Here is a 17,167-nt window from a genome sequence, read left to right as displayed (position 1 = left end):
ATACGAGATCATGAGCTCGCACGAAAAGCGGATTCTAATTATCGGCGGTGGATTCTCCGGAATGTCCGCGGCCATTCAGTTGCGCAAACTGGGAATGTCTGTCGATCTCGTGGAGATTGACGGTAGCTGGCGCTCCTATGGGGCTGGCATCAGCTTGGGCGGCGCGACCTTCCGCGCATTCAGGACCCTCGGGATTTTGGACGAATTCATGCGTGCAGGCAGTGCGTCTGATGGCATGGAGTTGTACCGGCCAGATGGGGTCCATCTTGCGACGCTAGCAACTCCGCGCATCGCGGGCCCCGACGTCCCGGGCGGCGGCGCAATCATGCGGCCAACGCTCGCGCGCATCCTTGCTGACGCGACCCGAGCTTCGGGCACCAGAGTTCGCCTCGGATGCACCTTCACGTCGATCGAGCAAGATGCGGAAGGCGTTGAAGTCACGTTCAGTGACTCAAGCCGCCAACGCTATGACCTGGTAATTGGCGCGGATGGCCTCTATTCCAAGACTCGAGAACTGCTCTTCCCCGATGCGCCGAAGCCCAAGTACAGCGGCCAAGGCGTGTGGCGCGCAGTGCTTCCACGGCCATCGGGCGTTAAGACTGCGATGATGTGGGTAGGAGGAAAGGTAAAGCCCGGCGTCAATCCGGTATCTGCAAAATCGATGTACATGTTCATCACGGAACACCGCCCAGTGAACGAGTACATCAACCCGGCTGAATTTGCCGATCGTATGACGGAACTCCTCAAGGCGTTTACGGACCCTCAAATTCAGGAGATGCTTCCGCATCTACAAGGTCCGAACGCTCAGATCATTTACAGGCCGCTTGAAGGTTTGCTTGTGCCGCAGCCGTGGTACGCCGGCCGCGTGGTCCTGATCGGAGACACCGTTCACGCAACCACTCCTCATCTGGCTTCGGGCGCGTGTATCGGTATTGAGGACGCCATTGTCTTATCCGAAGAGATTTCTAAGCACGCAAATTTGACTGACGCGCTGGCAGCATTCCAACTCCGCCGATGGGACCGTTGCAGCATGGTTGTCCGGAATTCCGCGCGACTGGGTGAAATCGAAATCACATCGGGCGACAAGGAAGAACACGCTCGCATCATGCGGGATTCGATGATGGCATTGGCCGCATCGATTTAGTCTTGGTAGGAAACTAACTATATTCGGAGACACACAATGGTAAGCACGGAGCGCTGGACCGGGCGGCTAGCTTTAATGGTCGCACATTGTGCTGGGATGATAGACCTTGTTGCGCTGCCGATTTGGGTAGGTACACTCATTGAATCCTATCATTTCGATGCCCAGCAGGCAGGAGGGTTAGCTACCCTATTCCTTTGCGGCGCAGTGGCCAGCAGCGTCTTCTTCGCCCGTCAACTGAGTCGCCTCAGTGCTAGGGTCGCGGCTACATTGGGCTTTGCATTGGCGGCTATCGCCTTCGGATGCGTTTTCACGACGTCATCCTACTGGGAGATGGCAGCGTTGCATGTCTTGGCAGGCGTCTCTGCTTCGTGCGCGCTTACCTTCACTCACGGAACGATTGCACGAAGCGCACGCCCACACCGATTATTCGCGGTCGTTGGCGTTGCGCTTGGAGTTTTCGCCATTGCTTTTCTCGGCGGCGTCCCAAACGTTATTGCATCTATCGGGGGCAGGTCGCTCTTCTTAATCTTCGCTGGAATTATGGGATTTGCGTCACTTGTCTGTTTGGCGCTCTTTCCTTCGTGGCAATCCGAGGCAATCACGGGTGCGCACATCGATGTGAAACTGAGGCCGTTGGAGTGCACGGTCTGGCCGTGCGTGATAGGCATCGGAAGCCTCGGGTTAGTGCAGGCTATGATCTTTAGCTTTCTTGAGCGAATTGGAATCGATCGCGGCTTTGGACTCAACGCAATGACGGGGATTCTTGTCGCACTGGGCGTGATCAACCTGCTTCCTGCCGCACTCGCAGCCTTACTTGAACGCCGACTGCCCGCAAGGACGGTTCTGATTGTCGGCCCTATTGTACAGGCGACCCTTGCATTCGCCATCGCGCAAAGCACATCGTTCATATGGTTCGCGATCGGCGCCGCCTTCTTTGCAGCCACCATGATCTTTACGCATACCTTTGCCTTCGGGCTAGTCGCAAAGCTTGACTCGTCCGGTCGGGTGTTGGCGGCAACACCGGCGATGCTGATGGTAGGTGCTGCGATTGGACCGATCCTCGGAGGAACGCTAGTCAAACATGCTGGGTATGGCAGCTTAGGGTTTTCTGCTATCACGATCGACATCGTGGCAGTGATGTGTTTTATACGGATCCGGAAGCAGGAAACCACGCTTCCCCGCATCGCCTGAGAGAGGTAAAAATGCTAGCCAAATCAAAGCGCCAGCTCATCGATCTTTCGATCTATCTGGAAAACGACGTGTTGTCCGACCCGCCACCATTGGCACCCAAGATCACGTACCAGAAGCATGTCGACACTGTTGGCGAGTTTATGGCAATGCTTCCCGGCACAAAGGCGGAGGACTTTCCCGATGGGGAGGCGGCCGCAGCCGAGTGGGTCACACTGACGACTCATAACGGGACTCATCTTGATGCGCCCTATCACTTTCATTCGACCATGGATGAGAAGCTCGGTGAAAAGCGGCCCTCTATAACGATAGATGAGGTTCCGCTGGACTGGTGTCTTCAGTCGGGCGTGAAACTGGACTTTAGGCATTTTCCGGATGGTTACGTCGCAACAGCAAAGGATGTGGAGTCTGAACTGGCGCGTATCGGGCATGCGCTGCAACCGCTCGACATCGTTCTCGTCAATACCCGTGCCGGCTCGCGCTATGGGGAGCGCGACTACCTTCAAGCGGGGTGTGGCATGGGTTACGAAGCAACAATGTATCTTCTGGAGCGCGGAGTTCGTCTGACGGGTACAGATGCCTGGAGTTGGGACGCGCCGTTTTCATATACGGCAAAGAAGATTGCCGAAACGGGAAACAAAGCTCTGATTTGGGAAGGCCATAAAGCTGGCAGAGATATTGGATATTGCCATCTTGAGAAACTACATAATCTGGAGGCTCTTCCTCCGAACGGGTTCTTGGTAAGTTGCTTCCCCCACAAAATCCGGGGCGCTTCGGCAGGTTGGACACGAGCGGTCGCCATCCTGGAGGCGCAGGCCGAGTAACTCTCGTTGCAGTAGGCGGAAACCATTTAATCGAGAAAAGCCGGCCGCATTGCGGCCGCGGCGGCGTGCCGCCATTCAAAATATAAAAGTGGAGACAAACGATTATGAAAAAGGTCATTACAGCCGCGGGCTTATTATCTGTAGCTTACGCGCTGCCTGCTGCGGCACAGTCGTCCGTGACTATTTATGGGATTCTCGACGAAGCGGCTCAATACTCAAATGTAACGAATCGGGGAAGCGTGACTCAAATGCTCCCGATCGGGAACGTTCCCTCCCGCTTGGGATTTCTCGGAAGCGAGGATCTGGGAAATGGTCTCAGCGCAGTGTTTCGACTTGAGCAGGGGCTCGCATTGAACAGCGGAAATTCGGTTCCGCAGAATCGGCTTTTTGGCCGCGCGGCCTATGTTGGCTTGAACTCCAAAACCATGGGTGAGCTTCGCCTCGGCCGAGACTATGCGCTGATGCAGCTCGAACTGGGCAAGTATGACTTGGATCACCTGTCGAGCTATTCGCCCGCTCTTGCCGCGCAACAGTCGAATCTTGATCAGACGTCTCAAGACAATATGATCAAGTATCTTACACCGACTTGGAACGGCTTTTCTGCGCAGGCGACGGTGTCTTTGAGAGACCGCACTGGCGTGGCGCCCGGCCCCGGTCCACAGATCATCGGTGCGGGGAGCCTTCACAACGCTTATGGGGTGATGCTTGCGTATGACGGAGAATCATTCGAAGGCGGCATTACGTTTCAGACCAGAGGCCAAAATCTAAATGCGGGAGGGGAGGCGAACCAAAAACTCATTGCGGCCGCCGGCATTTACAAGTTCTCCAAAGTCAACGTGGGCGCCATGTTCTGGCAACAACGCAACGACCTTTCAAACGGGCGGACCCCGGTGACCAACATATGGTCGGTGGGCACCGTATGGAAAGTGACCCCCGCTTTCGAACTGGTCGGGCAGGTGGGCTTGGGGATCGACAACGGAATGACGTATGCGACTGGCGCGACTAAGGCGAAGGGGAGAAACACGTGGATCAACCTGGGTGCGAACTACAGTTTTTCGAAGCGCACAACCGCCTATATGCGCGTCGGACGCGTAACGGATTCCGATGGGGGATTCAACGGCCGTCCCAATCTGGCGGCCCCCTCGATGCAGACGACACCGCTTCCAGCTAACGGGTCCGCACGCGCAGTCCTGGTTGGCCTCCGTCAACGCTTCTGAGGTGCTCCAATGAAGTTTGCAACTTTGAAAAATGGTTCTCTCGATGGGCAGCTGGTGGTTGTTTCGCGTGACATGCGCGTTGCCCTGCCGGTCCCGGAGATCGCCGCTTCTCTGCTTGATGCACTGCAACGGTGGGACGAAGTTGCGCCTCGCCTGGAGGCCGTTTCAGCTGATTTGAATTCCGGCAAGACAAGAACCGCAATGGCATTTGATCCGGCTGTTTGTGCGGCGCCGCTACCCCGGAGCCCACAGTGGTGCGACGCTTCGGCGTTCCTCAACCATGGCAAGCTAATGGAGACGGCATTCAATACTGAGCCGATACCAGACTTCGACACGATCCCGGTAATGTACCAGGGCGCAAGTGACGATTTTCTGGGTCCTTGCGACAAGGTTTCACTACCCTCGGAGGCGGATGGTATCGACTTTGAAGGGGAATTCGGCGTCATTGTCGGGCCCGTGAACATGGCGGTTACGCCGGAGGAAGCTCTCAGTGCTGTTCGATTGATCGTGCAGATCAATGATTGGAGCCTTCGCGCACTAGGGCCTCGCGAGATGAAGTCGGGATTTGGGTTCCTGCAGGCAAAACCTTCGACGAGTTTTGCGCCGCTGGCCGTCACGCCAGACGAACTAGGTCAATCATGGCACGGTGGCCGAGTCCATATGCGCCTGCATGTTTCCTGGAACGGGCAACGCTTCGGGGAGCCGCACGGTGGAGAAATGAACTTTGACTTCGGCGAACTGGTAGCACACGCAGCGAGAACGCGCCGTCTCAGCCCGGGAAGTATCATCGGTTCTGGCACAGTGTCGAACCTGTCTCGGCATACCGGTTCCGCGTGCATCGCAGAGCGTCGGGTCATCGAGATTATCGACCACGGTTCGGCATCCACTCAATACATGAGGTTCGGGGATCGGGTTCGCATGGAAGCTCTGTTCGAGGAAGGACGTGAAGGTCCGTTCGGGGTCATTGACCAGGAAGTAACTAAGGCACGATAGCGAAATCCGCACGCTCAGGAAAAGCCCCCCAGTTACCTAGCGGGCCGACCTAGGTTCGCGACGCGTCGTTTCAATCCACACAGAAAAAAGTGTGCCCCGCTTCGCTCCCGAGGCTATGGCGGGACGTGGGTGCTTTGGGACCATCGTTCCTGATCTCGGGCCTAAGCCCTTAGTGCCCGTAAGCCGGAGCGGATTTTTGTTGCTACAAAAAAGGGAATAAAACCTGGGTCTGCAGGATTAAAGCGCAGATTAATATTCGAAAGGAAATTGAAATGGAATCGAAGCAAGCACCTAACTCTACCCGCCGAGCTTTGCTTGGCGGCCTTGCAATGGCTGCGGGTGCCGCGATCGTTGCTCCTGCGAGGGCGCAGTCGACTAATTTAGGTACCGGTGCACTAACACTCGATCAGCGGGCTGATCTCGTTAAGGCAGCGCTTCGTGACGCAAAAGGTACAAAGCTCGTCATTCTCGGAACTGGCGCCGGCCCCATTGTAGGAATGCCACGACATCAGACGAGCCATGTGATGGTGCACAACGGATCGGCTTACGTAGTCGATTTTGGCCTCGGGGTGTCTAACGAGTTCGCGCGTACGGGGTTGAAATTCGAACAGGTAAGGGCGGGTTTTCTGACGCACCATCATCCTGACCACAACATCGAGTATGGTCCATTCCTGCTGCTAAGCTGGATTTACGGCATGAACCCCTCCGCACAGATGTATGGGCCGCCACCTCTCAACCAGATGACACAGGAGTATATTCGCTCGCAAGCCTCGACGATCCAGTTCTGGGCGGAGGATTTCAAGGAGCCACCGCTGACGGCGGTTAAAGTGAATGAGTTCTCAGAATCCGGATTGGTCATGACTGACGAGAACGTGCGCGTGAGCGCCGTTCGCGTGGAGCACCCGCCCGTGAATCCGGCGTTCGGCTATCGCTTCGACTTTCACGACCGTTCAATCGCGTTCTCGGGAGACACGGTGCCTCTCGAGGCTGTCGCACAAATGGCAAAGGGTGCGGATATTCTGGTCCATGAGGCGATGAATATCGCAGCGACACAAAAAATGGCCCATGCACTTGCGCAATCAAATCCGAAAAGGGACTACGACCAGATCATGCATCACATGATGGCAGATCACTCGCCAGTCGAGGAGGTCGGGCGCATAGCCCAGGAGGCAGGGGTCAAGACGCTCATACTCTCGCACCTCACGCCGGTCATGCCGGTCACGCCTGATGCGGAATGGCGCAATCAAGCCGCGAAGCATTTCAAGGGCGAAATCATCGTGGGCTACGATCTGATGGTTATTTGACCAACTACGCTCGATGCTTCGAGAAATCAAGAGCGCATCATGTCGACCCTAGAACAGGTTGCTATAGGGATGCTACGTCGTGATGCGCCCTTTGCTTCATCTTTCTTACAACGCCGGAAATAGCGCATCGGGCGGCGCACCGAGCCAAGCGTGTGAGTGCTTGCTCTGGCGTGTCGAACGCCGCGGCACGGGATGGGGTGTCGCTAAGAGATATTAGCGACATAGCTGCGTTTTTTGCTCAAACACGCAGCCTGGAAAACGCGTCACACCAAGCCTCACCTCACCCCACCCCATAACCTGTTACCTATACTGGGGAGATGCCCAACCCATCCACCCCACCGTCGTTTCCCGGCACCGTCTCCCTCTGCGCGCTGCGCGCGTGGTACGACGGCGCCGGCGCTCGCGACGCAATCCTGCGATATTGCCCGCAGGCGCTCGATGGCAGCCATTCCGCGCGCGGTGCGATCGGTCGCATTCGCCGGCAGGTGGCCGGATTCGCCCTGACCCGCCATCGCGCCGATCTCGCGGAGCCGTTTCAATGCATGGACGGCGAGCGTACCCGTCATCGCGGTGCCGCGATGCGGGCGCTCGACCTCCTGCCGTTAGTTCCGGTTCCGCAGCCGCTAGTGAGCGATGCGGTCGAAACCTGGCTCCAACCCCGGGTCATTCCGGTACTGCACCGGCACGGCATCCGGACGTTAGCGGACCTGACTGTCCGGGTGCCCCGCCGCCGCCGGTGGTGGGTCGCGATCCCCGGGCTCGGTGAACGCAGCGCCCGGCGAATCGAAGCCTTCTTTGTCGCTCATCCCGCGCTCACCGAGCGGGCCCGCGCCCTGGTCGTCATGGCAGCGGGTTCCCCCGTTACACCATGGGAAAGCATCCGCGTTCCGCACGACGTGGACGGTTCATCCGGCATCTTCCGCGCGCCGAAGCGGCTGTGCGCCCTCGAGGCCGATAACGACTGGCAGGCAATCAATGCCTGGCTCGAACGCCATGAAGCGCCGGAAACCCGGCGTGCCTATCGCCGGGAAGCGGAACGGTTGCTGCTGTGGGCGATTGTTGAGCGCGGCAAGGCGCTGTCCTCGCTGGCGAGCGAGGACGCGCCGGCGTATCGCGCCTTCCTGCGTCATCCGGCTCCGCGAGTCCGCTGGGTCGGGCCAGCGCAGCCACGATCGTTCCCCGGGTGGCGACCGTTCACGGGCGCGATGTCGCCGGATACCATCGCCTATGCGCTGTCGGTGCTTCGCGCCATGTTCCGGTGGCTGATCGCGCAGCGCTACGTGCTGGCGAATCCGTTCGCGGATCTAAAGGTACGGGGGGCGCAGCGTGCCGGCGAACTGGACGTCTCGCGCGCCTTCACGGCCGGCGAATGGGAGCTTGTCCGTACCATCGCCGATGGCCTCGAGTGGTCGCATGGCTGGGCGACGCCGGCTGCCCAGCGCCTGCGCTTTCTCCTCGATTTCGGTTATGCAACGGGTCTGCGCGCGGCCGAGCTGGTCGGCGTCACACTCGGTGACATTCACAACGGCGCACACGGTGAGCGGTGGCTGCATCTCACCGGCAAAGGAGCGAAAGGTGGCAAGGTTGTGCTGCCACCGCTCGCGCGCTTTGCGCTCGACCAGTACCTGATGCAACGTGGTCTGCCGGTGAGCGCCAACCGGTGGGCACCGGATACGCCGCTGATCAGTCATCTCAACATGAACGGCAGCATCACCACGCCGCGCCTGAGGGAAATACTGCGCCGGTTCTTCCGTACGGCCGCCGACGTGATAGAGGCCGACGACCCGATGCTCGTCCAGAAACTGCGTCGCGCGACGCCGCACTGGATGCGGCACACCCACGCAACCCATGCACTGACCAACGGCGCCACGCTGACCACCGTGCGCGATAACCTGCGACACAAATCGATCACCACCACCTCAATCTACCTCGATCACGATGAAGTTCAGCGTACACGGCAGATTGAGCGGATCTTTGTTCGGCGGCCTTCGGCATAAACGCATCCGGGCGGATGCCGTGCCGGTCATCGCTTATCCGGCACTGCTCATCCCAGATACCGCTGGAAATACTGCCGCGCGAACGCCCTGCGATGTTCCGCTGTCATCCATGGATCCCGGCCTGGCGTCCACCCCGGGCCTCCATAACTCGCCAGGCAATACGCACAACGGTATGGCGCTTCAAGGAGCCGCACATTCACGCGGTACGGCGCTTCGTAGCCGCATGTCTCGCACGCCGATTCCAGTACGCGGGCGTGTGCGGGACACAGCTCGTTACTCTCCATCTGGTGCAGCACCGTGTGATAGCCGTGTGCAACACAACGGCGGCAGTAGCGGAATACGCTGCTGTACCGCCGGCGCGGTATCGCAGGCAGCAGCGACGCGCGCAGCGTTTCTACGGGCACGCGAAGACTCTCGTGCAACCGGTCGACATCGATGATACCCAGCTGCGGCACCACACCCTCGTATGGATCGACGTCCGGCCCCAGCAACCGCGCAACCACGTGGCCCGGCAGTGCGTTCGCCTTCTCGAACTTCCACAGTATCGAGACGAGAGACTCGTACGGATCGAGCCACTTCCTGTTGAAGATGTAACCCAGCGCAGGCGTCAGCTTCCGCTCATCGACCGTGAGGATCGGAAAGCGCGGTGCCTTGAGCGGCACCGCACTACGCTGCGGCGACGAGGACGCGACCGGTCGCATGACGGGACTGGACGTAACCGCAGTGCCGGACCGCGTGGGCCCACAGCGCTTCTGCCGGACAGTAACCTGGCGCATCCCTGGTCTCGCTATCCTTGAGCACGATCTCGACCGCGCGCGCGAACGATTCCATGGGCAGCTCCAGACGTCCGGGCAGCGTGGCCTTGTGGTGTGCGACCTCGAACGCACGCCAGAGTGTGTCGGCATCGTCAACCAGCCGGTACCCGGCGTCAAAGGCCTGCGGGACATAGAAGCGCGTGAAGCTCCACGCGCTACCCTCCGGATAGGCGGTCTGGTCATATCCGTTCAGACAGGTCGCAACATCCTGCGCGTTGCGGATCCCGTAGAACGACAACTCCTCGACCATCAGGCGCGCGACAATCTGGGTCTTGCCCGCGAGCTGCAAGGCCGTCTTCTGTGCCAGGAGTTCCTGCTGGCCTACCAGCAACGTAAAGAGCTTGATCTGCTGACGGTCCAGCGCGTCATGAACATCACGTAGCCATTCGTACTCGTTCTCGTTGTAGCGCTGGGCCTCGTCGCAAAACAGCAATACGGTGCCGCTACCGGTACGCGCGGCCGCCTCGCGTATGCGCAGCGACAGGCGCATGCGCTTTGAAGGATTCGTCCCGGCATTGGGGTCCGGGTCGCCTACGGCCTCGAGCAGATTGGCAAAGAACGGGCCTTCCGCGTGCCGCGGCTTGTGCTCGCACTGCGCGTGGTAACTCGTCATCCGCGGATGATTGCGTGCCAGCAGCAGGCGGACATATTCAATTGCCCGGGTTTTGCCGATGCGTGACGGGCCGTGAATCAGCGCGCCCATGATGCGGTAGCGCAGGCAGCGCTCGACGAGTTCGTAGAAAGCCTCGATGGCGGGTGTGGCAATGCGGTAGTTGCCGGTGACGAGCGGATGCAACGAGGGATCGACTGGCCGCGGAATTTCAACTGACATGATGACGCCTCCGATACAGGAGCTGGGGTTAGAAGACCTGGCCGGTACCGATCGTGAGCTTTCTGGGATGGACGGGCCCAATCGACACGGAGTCGACGACGGCCGCCGCCACTGCCGCGGGCGTTGGCATCGTGACCGCTGACAGGGTTTCCGGAGTTTGCGATGCGCGTGTCGGCCCTGCCGGCGTGCGTACGGTCGGCGCCGATGCAAGCAGTCGCACTGCGTGGGCAAGTTCCGAGGCCGCCTTGCGCGTTTTCTTTGCCTGTGCGAGTTTTTGCTGCACGTAGGCTTCGATTGGATTTTCTCCGCCTGGAGCGTCGGTCCGCCGTCGGCCTTTCTGCCTGCGTATCTCCTGCCGCAGCTTGAGGTTGTGCGGCACCACGCGCCACGCCCCTTGAGCATCGAGTACGCCAAGTTCGGTGCCATCGGGCAGAAACGCGCGCACGCACCGCAGATCGTCAGCGTTCATGTAGACGAGCAGCCGCTGGCCGATCAGATGCGTGCTCGTCGCCAGAACAGTGCTGGTGTAGCGCACGCCGTGAAGATTGATGTGGGGGCGAATGCCCTGATCGAGATAGGCACGCACAGGACAGCGGCGCGCCGATTGCATCAGACACAACGTGCGGCGGTGATGCTCAGCAAGCCACGTCACCATTGTCTGCCGTCCGCGAACAAAGAATTCCATCGCTTCGAGCGGCGTCGCATTGTTCAGCCCGCTGTGCGGCGTGCCGTTGTAGCTCGCAATCGAATACTCAACCAGTTCCTCGAGCTCGCCGAGCGAGACATACAGACGCAGGTTGCCCTTTGGGTCAGCCAGCGCTCGCCGCAGATCGCGCGGATGGGAGCCGGTGTAGCCAGGCAGGCGCGACGACAGGCGGCTGGCGACAGTGCCGAAAAAACGCTCGATATAAGGTCGCTCGTCCGGGCTGTGGCGCGGCCCCGCATCGACAAGGCACCCGACAAATTCACAAAGCGCCCTGATTGTGTCGTCGGCCAGGTTCGCCTTTGCGTTGTCGAGCTTCAACCGCTCCCACACGGCATACGCGAGCTCCGGCATCCGCTGCGACGCGAAGCCCTCGTGCACACCGTAGCCGAGGCCGGCGATCGAGAAGGTCTTCGGCCGATGCGGTTCAAGCGCGTTTTCGATGGTCTTGATGACATCGTAGCGGCTGTACTCGCTCGCCAGCACAATGTGATAGCCTAGGACGACCCGCGTGCACACGTCAATGATGACCAGCAGCCAGACACGCTCCATCTCGAATTCATGCTCAAATCCCAGCGGATCGCGCACCACAACCTTGAGGCGGATATCGAGCCGGTGGCCGTCGAATTCGACCACCTGATAGGGACGCGTCGCCGCCACCGTCACCTCGTCATCGAAGCGCGGCAGCCCCTTCAGGTGCGATGCGCCTGCCGCTCGTGCGGCTGTGCCGAATCCACGCAACATTTCCGCCTTCACGCGGCGGGACAGGGAACGTATAGCGTGCCCCGCGGTGTTGAACGGGTAGTCTGCAGCAGTGAGCCCAATTTCGCGGCACTGACGCAGGAATCCGTCATGCAGCGCCTGCAAGCCACGCAGGCGCGTGCGCAGGTGTCCGTCCGTATTAATCTGCCCAAGCAACACCCGGCGCTGTTTCACCTGCAACAACAGCCACGCGGCAAGCGTCGGAAAGCGCTCCAGAAGCTGGGAGAGCGCGCCGACCGTGCCACGGCTACCACGCTCGCCACGCACCACCACAGCACGCAACCTGACGTAGTCGGCAATCCTTGCGTACCTGACCAGGGCACGAAAGCCGAAGGGCCTGCCGTCCGGATGGGGAGACAGGGCCCGTGCGAGGAGGCGATAGAGCTGGCGTCGGTCGACTCCCGTCGATTGCTCTATCTGTACGAGCGAGTCGCCTCGTGTGTAACCCAGAATCGCCTGCATCCGCGATTCGAAAACACGCCGTGTGTCACCATCGAGCTCCGTGTAAGCGACGGTCGGCCATGCGGTGACATCGATTCCCTGAAATTCCGGTTTGCGGCGATTCATGGATGCGCCCCTTCGATCAGAAAGGTCGTGAGCAACGATAGCGGCTGCGTGCGCAGGTCCGGCGCACTGATTTTCCCGGCATGCAACAGGCGAAACAGCGTGGCTCGCACCAGCACGGGATCGCCGGTCGCAAACTCCCGCTCAACATCAAGCAGTCTGTGCGGTTGAGCCAGAAAGCGCTCGATCGCGCGGGACAATGCTGCAGACATGAGATCCCGGTTCGCAACGATGTACGGCAACATACGCTGCCAGTTTTCGATCCATACCTGTGCTGCGGCGATCTCTGCTGACGCAACGGTCCGGACTGGCAGGGTAGCGGCGTCGAGATCGCGATGCGTTACTACCGGCAGATTTTCGATTTCCACATCAGTAAGGATTACTAATTCTTGTCGACCAGAAAAGCGAACCCAGAAGTCTGCGAGCCGCCTCTCGTCCTCAACGACAACGTAGCCCGGGCGTTCGCAGAATGTGATCACACGGGGGTCCGCCTCAAGCAGAATCCACTGATCCAACTGCACACGCCGGAAAAAGATCATTCGTCGCGAGAGCTTCGGGCTGAACGCCTCGAGGCGCCGAGCGCCGCGAGGCCGAGCCAGCGCGACCGGCTCCGCGATTTTAAGAAAATTTTCCATAAGATCAGAACCTTACGGACGGGATTCGAAGTTTAGGAGGCGAAGTGACGAATTTAATGCGGACTTATGCGAATTGACGCTTTTATTACGATTCAAAGGTAAATAAAAGTGTCACCAAGGTGGCGCTTTGCCGTGCGCCGTCGCGCTGGTGGCAGTGACAGATTTATTGCGGTCTACGATACTGCAGGCCAAGCTCCGCCTCGTAGGCGCTGCTCGCCCAGTCGAGTTCATACCCCGAGCGATGCGCCCATTCCATGACCGGAAGCGCACCTTCATCGTCGTCTACAACCAGTAGCAGCCTCACGCGATCCCCCCAGTCACCTTGACGGGATTGTCACTGTACGGTACTTAAGCTCAGCTTAACCCGTGCAAACACATATGTCTGAAGTACCATGTCGATTCAGGCTGAAATGGATTCAGTGTTCCCTGCAGCACCAGGCAGGGATTGGTACACCGCAATGTCGCGCCCGCGACGGCGCAAACCATTCAGACAGGGCCCACACCATGACACATATGCTCCGCGCGATCCTGCGGCCGGAGGGCGACTGGACATCGAGCGTCCATTCAGGTTGGTCTACAACGCATCAGGCAGGCACGGATCGCGCAAACCCGTACCTGCCCACATGACACTTACTGGCTGATTTCCTTGCCGCTGGAATCCTTGATCTTTGCCTTCCATTGCGACTCAATTTCGCCAACGACCGACTGCGGCAGCGAGATGTAGTCGAGGCTGTCGGCAGCCGGCGTGCCGTTCTTGAACGCCCACTGGAAGAACTTGAGCGTTTCCTTGCCCTGCTCCGGCTTGTCCTGCGCCGTGTGCAGCAGCACGAAGGTCGCGCCCACGACCGGCCAGGAATCCTTGCCCGGCTCGTTCGTGAGAATCTGGTAGAACGACTGCTTCCAGTCCGCGCCTGCCGCTGCGGCCTTGAATGTTTCGGTGGTCGGCTGGACGACTGCGCCCGACTCGTTCTTCATGGCCGTGTAGACCATGTGATTTTGCTTGGCGTACGCCCATTCGACGTAGCCGATCGCGCCCGGCAGACGCTGCACGAAGGCCGCAACGCCGTCGTTGCCCTTGCCGCCCGTGCCCGTCGGCCATGCAACGGTCGTGCCTTCGCCGATCTTGCTCTTCCACTCGGGATTGACCTTCGAGAGGTAGTCGGTCCAGATGAAGGTGGTACCCGAGCCGTCGGCGCGGCGAACCACGGCGATGTCCAGATCAGGCAGCTTGACCTTCGGGTTCAGCGCGGCGATGGCCGGATCGTTCCACTTCTTGATCTTGCCGAGGTAGATGTCGCCGAGCACCGGGCCCGACAGCGTGATTTCGCCGGCCTTGATGCCAGGCACATTGATCGCCGGCACGACGCCGCCGACTACCGTCGGGAACTGGAACAGACCGTCCTTGGCCAGTTGATCGTCCTTCAACGGAGCGTCCGAGCCCGCGAAGTCGACGGTCTTCGCCTGAATCTGCTTGATGCCGCCCGACGAGCCGATGCCCTGGTAGTTGATCTTGCCGCCGCCCGACTTCTCATAGGCGTCCGCCCATTTCGCGTAGATCGGTAGCGCGAAGGTACTCCCTGCGCCAGTGATATCTGCAGCCTGGACTGCGGTTGCCGACGCCAACGCAAGCATCACCAGGGGAATCGCTTTCAGTTTCATTTATGCTCCTCATTTGCACAACCAGGTAAGTGGCGACGGAAGATAGCCCCGGCATGTGACATTTTCATGAACCTGAAATCGCTTTTACTTTTCCTCCAGGGACAGCAGCCAGTTCCGACGCCGGCAATATGCTGCGTTCGGAGAACCGTCGTCCGCCACTGACGACGTCACAAAAAACTGGCGCCGGACAACTGCGGCACTGGCCAGTGTCTGCCTGCGCGCACCGCACGTCTGCGTTGCGACGGACCTCGAAAACGCCCCGTAACGGGATAGAGCGCCGTTTCGACATGATTTTTCTTACGCATGCTTGCCAGCACGCAACGTGCCGTTAACTTTGGCATAAGTATCCCTTCCTAAGATGGAATTTAGATTCTCTTGGTACGACCTGAAGGTCGGGAGGCTTATATGAACGCGACAATCATCAGGATCGCCATTATCGGCGTTCTGCTCACCCCCCTGGCTTCGTTTGCCCAAACGACCACCCCACTGACTCGCGCGCAGGTACGCGCCCAGCTTGTACAAATTGAAAAGGCAGGCTACAACCCGGCCCGGCGTGACAACAACTATCCAGACGATATTCAGGCAGCCGAGGCCCGAATCGCAACTCAAGAATCGGCGGGCGCAATAGCTGTATCGGGCATGGGCAGCGGCACCGGGAGCAGTTCGCAATCAGGCGAATCCCACAGTGCACACTACGACAGTTCGACGTTTTACAAACACCACTAATAGCCGCGCACCCGCTTGTCGCGCAGGTCTCGGCCAGATCGAACCTCGTACGCGCGCTACACGACGCCGGAACGTTTGGCTCGTCCCGGCGGCATCAACACGCGGCCACAGCCGAACACCTGCGCCACAACGCCACTGTACCCGGTCAAATACCTGTAAAGATTTCTTCGAAGCCTTCAGGGGGCTGCAAGATTTCCCGCTGCTGCTCGTAGGCCTTGCGCACATCGTAGGCCAACCCCAAAAATGGTCCGTCATCCTGACGAAGTAATGGCGAACGGTCATTGACATCGTGAACGACCTCGTGCAGCTCGATAAGCGAATGGTAGTCGCCGACAAGCAGAATGCCAGCGTGATTTTTCAGCAGCTAATAGTCGAGCACAGGTGGCTCCCTCGGCATCAAAACGGCATGAATTCGAAGTCTGACGGTGCGGAAACGACCTTGCAGCGCTTCAGCCAGAGCTTCAGATTCCTGATATCTTCGAATGCAGCAAGATCCTGCTCCAGGGTCCGGACATTCAGACGGAGTTCCTTGAGATCAACTGCAAGGTTTTGCAACACGCCATCGGGAGAAACGGTTTCGAATGGATCGATTCCGTAGGCATAACGGAAAGATGACTCGACGTTAAGGATCTCCTGATCCAGTTCGCGCACCTGCTCCCTCAGGATTGTGTTGTAGTGTTTCAGCCGCTCTTCGCTCATGTTGTTGAGGGCGTGCTGGTCAATATGCTCGAGTTCGAGCTGCAGTTCCAGCAATTGAAGGAGGTTGTTTTTCTGGTAGGCCTCGTTCACGCGCTGCATCAACCGGGTCTTGCGCTCTCGCTCCTGCGGGTCGGTTTCGCGATCCGGATGCAGTTCGCTGGCCAGTTTGCGGTAGACCTCACGAATGGACAGGTTCAGCTTTGCCTGCTGCTCCTGTGCCCGCGCTTCGGCAGCCTGCTGCCTGGATGATTTCTTCCGTTTCGCGCGTCGGGCGTCGCTTTGCCTATTCTCGCTTTCCCATTGCGCCTGAGCCTGCTGAAAATGGGACTCAGCACGTTGCAGCAGGTCTTCCGGGGTATTCAAATCCTCATCGTCTCCCAGATCAACGCCAAACATCGCCTCAAGCATGGACTTCATCCCGCCGACTTCGGTCGCCACCTCGCTGTCGTAGCTGGTCGGGCTGTACTTGTCGTAAATCGCCTTCAGGGCTTTGCCTTCATTCTCGTCTTCGCCGATCAGATCACCTGCCAGATCGACGATCACGAGCGCAACCTTCCGGCGCTCTGTCTTGGTCAGGCTATCGAAGGCCCGGTCCAGGCAATGCACCATCCGGACCTGCAGTGCCACCGAAGTCTTCTCCAGGGGCAGGAGCTCATCGACGTACCGTTTCTGGAAGGCAGGCTTAACCGTTTCCCAGTCGCGCAAGCGCTTGCGTCGTTTCCCGATCTTCCCGATCAGCGAGTTGAACGTCTTCTGGGCTTTCGACAGGGCCGACGTGTTGTGATCGGGCGCAATGCTGACAGATCGCGATGTTCTGGACATGGGGAAATCCGCTGAAGTCGGGGAGAAAGTCAACGACGGCGCCCATTTTACCCGACGCAGGGCCACGCGCACCGGGATGCCGGACGGTCCGGAAGCGAAATCACATTAGGCTGTATCGCTAACCCTATTAGCGAGATAGCCGCGTTTCCTGTTCAAACATGCCGCAGGAGAAACAAGTCACTCCGACCGACACGTCGTTGCCTATACTGAAGAGATGCCGAATGCTTCCACGCCATCGTCGTTTCCCGGCCACCTCCCCTTTGAGCGAGCGCAAGTCGCTTGC

At 59.2% G+C, this 17,167-nt stretch carries 15 protein-coding genes; 8 read left to right on the top strand and 7 right to left on the bottom strand.

Annotation, left to right across the window (positions count from 1 at the left end; all coding sequences use genetic code 11):
* Positions 1 to 10: 10 nt before the first annotated feature.
* The 7 genes from P5W98_RS34670 to P5W98_RS34640 all read left to right on the top strand — a co-directional run bounded on the left by P5W98_RS34670 (position 11) and on the right by P5W98_RS34640 (position 8,667).
* A complete protein-coding gene (locus P5W98_RS34670; RefSeq protein WP_421029032.1) occupies positions 11 to 1,144 on the top strand; it encodes an FAD-dependent oxidoreductase in 1,134 nt (377 codons plus the stop codon).
* A gap of 36 nt (positions 1,145 to 1,180) precedes the next feature.
* A complete protein-coding gene (locus tag P5W98_RS34665; protein WP_421029031.1) occupies positions 1,181 to 2,335 on the top strand; it encodes an MFS transporter in 1,155 nt (384 codons plus the stop codon).
* Positions 2,336 to 2,346: 11 nt separating this feature from the next.
* Positions 2,347 to 3,156 carry a cyclase family protein gene (locus tag P5W98_RS34660; RefSeq protein ID WP_421029030.1) on the top strand — a complete coding sequence of 270 codons (810 nt, stop codon included), beginning with the start codon at positions 2,347 to 2,349 and terminating at the stop codon, positions 3,154 to 3,156.
* A 104-nt stretch (positions 3,157 to 3,260) separates the two neighbouring features.
* On the top strand, positions 3,261 to 4,373 hold the full coding sequence (locus tag P5W98_RS34655) for a porin (protein WP_421029029.1): 1,113 nt from the start codon (positions 3,261 to 3,263) through the stop codon (positions 4,371 to 4,373).
* 9 nt (positions 4,374 to 4,382) lie between these two features.
* On the top strand, positions 4,383 to 5,366 hold the full coding sequence (locus P5W98_RS34650; RefSeq protein WP_421029028.1) for a fumarylacetoacetate hydrolase family protein: 984 nt from the start codon (positions 4,383 to 4,385) through the stop codon (positions 5,364 to 5,366).
* Positions 5,367 to 5,638: 272 nt separating this feature from the next.
* A complete protein-coding gene (locus tag P5W98_RS34645) occupies positions 5,639 to 6,670 on the top strand; it encodes an MBL fold metallo-hydrolase (protein ID WP_421029027.1) in 1,032 nt (343 codons plus the stop codon).
* A gap of 317 nt (positions 6,671 to 6,987) precedes the next feature.
* The gene (locus tag P5W98_RS34640; RefSeq protein WP_421029026.1) at positions 6,988 to 8,667 is read left to right on the top strand and encodes a phage integrase family protein; all 1,680 of its coding nucleotides are present in this window, start codon (positions 6,988 to 6,990) and stop codon (positions 8,665 to 8,667) included.
* 47 nt (positions 8,668 to 8,714) lie between these two features.
* On the opposite strand, the gene P5W98_RS34635 is transcribed toward P5W98_RS34640, so the two are convergent.
* The 5 genes from P5W98_RS34635 to pstS all read right to left on the bottom strand — a co-directional run bounded on the left by P5W98_RS34635 (position 8,715) and on the right by pstS (position 14,637).
* Entirely contained in the window at positions 8,715 to 9,368 is a 654-nt protein-coding gene (locus P5W98_RS34635; protein ID WP_421029025.1) for a hypothetical protein, read from the bottom strand.
* Positions 9,334 to 10,314 (bottom strand): AAA family ATPase, encoded by a 981-nt coding sequence (locus P5W98_RS34630; protein WP_421029024.1) that lies wholly within the window; start codon positions 10,312 to 10,314, stop codon positions 9,334 to 9,336. The genes P5W98_RS34635 and P5W98_RS34630 overlap by 35 nt, the downstream gene beginning before the upstream one ends.
* A gap of 28 nt (positions 10,315 to 10,342) precedes the next feature.
* Complete coding sequence (locus P5W98_RS34625; RefSeq protein WP_421029023.1) at positions 10,343 to 12,346, bottom strand: integrase; 2,004 nt, start codon at positions 12,344 to 12,346, stop codon at positions 10,343 to 10,345.
* The gene (locus P5W98_RS34620; RefSeq protein ID WP_421029022.1) at positions 12,343 to 12,978 is read right to left on the bottom strand and encodes a hypothetical protein; all 636 of its coding nucleotides are present in this window, start codon (positions 12,976 to 12,978) and stop codon (positions 12,343 to 12,345) included. The genes P5W98_RS34625 and P5W98_RS34620 overlap by 4 nt, the downstream gene beginning before the upstream one ends.
* A gap of 630 nt (positions 12,979 to 13,608) precedes the next feature.
* On the bottom strand, positions 13,609 to 14,637 hold the full coding sequence (gene pstS, locus P5W98_RS34615; RefSeq protein WP_421029021.1) for a phosphate ABC transporter substrate-binding protein PstS: 1,029 nt from the start codon (positions 14,635 to 14,637) through the stop codon (positions 13,609 to 13,611).
* A 405-nt stretch (positions 14,638 to 15,042) separates the two neighbouring features.
* On the opposite strand from pstS, the gene P5W98_RS34610 reads away from it, so the two are divergent.
* A complete protein-coding gene (locus P5W98_RS34610) occupies positions 15,043 to 15,363 on the top strand; it encodes a DUF4148 domain-containing protein (protein ID WP_421029020.1) in 321 nt (106 codons plus the stop codon).
* 145 nt (positions 15,364 to 15,508) lie between these two features.
* Here the strand turns inward: P5W98_RS34610 and P5W98_RS34605 are convergent, their stop codons facing one another.
* Together P5W98_RS34605 and P5W98_RS34600 are read right to left on the bottom strand one after the other, a co-directional pair.
* On the bottom strand, positions 15,509 to 15,724 hold the full coding sequence (locus P5W98_RS34605; protein ID WP_421029111.1) for a DUF6904 family protein: 216 nt from the start codon (positions 15,722 to 15,724) through the stop codon (positions 15,509 to 15,511).
* A gap of 35 nt (positions 15,725 to 15,759) precedes the next feature.
* Entirely contained in the window at positions 15,760 to 16,884 is a 1,125-nt protein-coding gene (locus P5W98_RS34600; RefSeq protein ID WP_421029019.1) for a molecular chaperone DnaJ, read from the bottom strand.
* Positions 16,885 to 17,167 lie beyond the last annotated feature (283 nt).

It is taken from the genome of Paraburkholderia sp. A1BS-2L (assembly GCF_051125205.1).
Taxonomy (GTDB): domain Bacteria; phylum Pseudomonadota; class Gammaproteobacteria; order Burkholderiales; family Burkholderiaceae; genus Paraburkholderia.
Note: the sequence above shows the minus strand (reverse complement) of the source record. Positions and strands in the feature narration are given on the sequence as shown.

Coding starts and splice junctions, on each gene's coding strand:
- P5W98_RS34640 (WP_421029026.1), top strand. CDS start 6,988: ATGCCCAACCCATCCACCCCACCGTCGTTTCCCGGCACCGTCTCCCTC.
- P5W98_RS34630 (WP_421029024.1), bottom strand. CDS start 10,314: ATGTCAGTTGAAATTCCGCGGCCAGTCGATCCCTCGTTGCATCCGCTC.
- P5W98_RS34600 (WP_421029019.1), bottom strand. CDS start 16,884: ATGTCCAGAACATCGCGATCTGTCAGCATTGCGCCCGATCACAACACG.
- P5W98_RS34620 (WP_421029022.1), bottom strand. CDS start 12,978: ATGGAAAATTTTCTTAAAATCGCGGAGCCGGTCGCGCTGGCTCGGCCT.
- P5W98_RS34645 (WP_421029027.1), top strand. CDS start 5,639: ATGGAATCGAAGCAAGCACCTAACTCTACCCGCCGAGCTTTGCTTGGC.
- P5W98_RS34655 (WP_421029029.1), top strand. CDS start 3,261: ATGAAAAAGGTCATTACAGCCGCGGGCTTATTATCTGTAGCTTACGCG.
- P5W98_RS34610 (WP_421029020.1), top strand. CDS start 15,043: ATGAACGCGACAATCATCAGGATCGCCATTATCGGCGTTCTGCTCACC.
- P5W98_RS34635 (WP_421029025.1), bottom strand. CDS start 9,368: ATGCGACCGGTCGCGTCCTCGTCGCCGCAGCGTAGTGCGGTGCCGCTC.
- pstS (WP_421029021.1), bottom strand. CDS start 14,637: ATGAAACTGAAAGCGATTCCCCTGGTGATGCTTGCGTTGGCGTCGGCA.
- P5W98_RS34670 (WP_421029032.1), top strand. CDS start 11: ATGAGCTCGCACGAAAAGCGGATTCTAATTATCGGCGGTGGATTCTCC.
- P5W98_RS34660 (WP_421029030.1), top strand. CDS start 2,347: ATGCTAGCCAAATCAAAGCGCCAGCTCATCGATCTTTCGATCTATCTG.
- P5W98_RS34665 (WP_421029031.1), top strand. CDS start 1,181: ATGGTAAGCACGGAGCGCTGGACCGGGCGGCTAGCTTTAATGGTCGCA.
- P5W98_RS34625 (WP_421029023.1), bottom strand. CDS start 12,346: ATGAATCGCCGCAAACCGGAATTTCAGGGAATCGATGTCACCGCATGG.
- P5W98_RS34650 (WP_421029028.1), top strand. CDS start 4,383: ATGAAGTTTGCAACTTTGAAAAATGGTTCTCTCGATGGGCAGCTGGTG.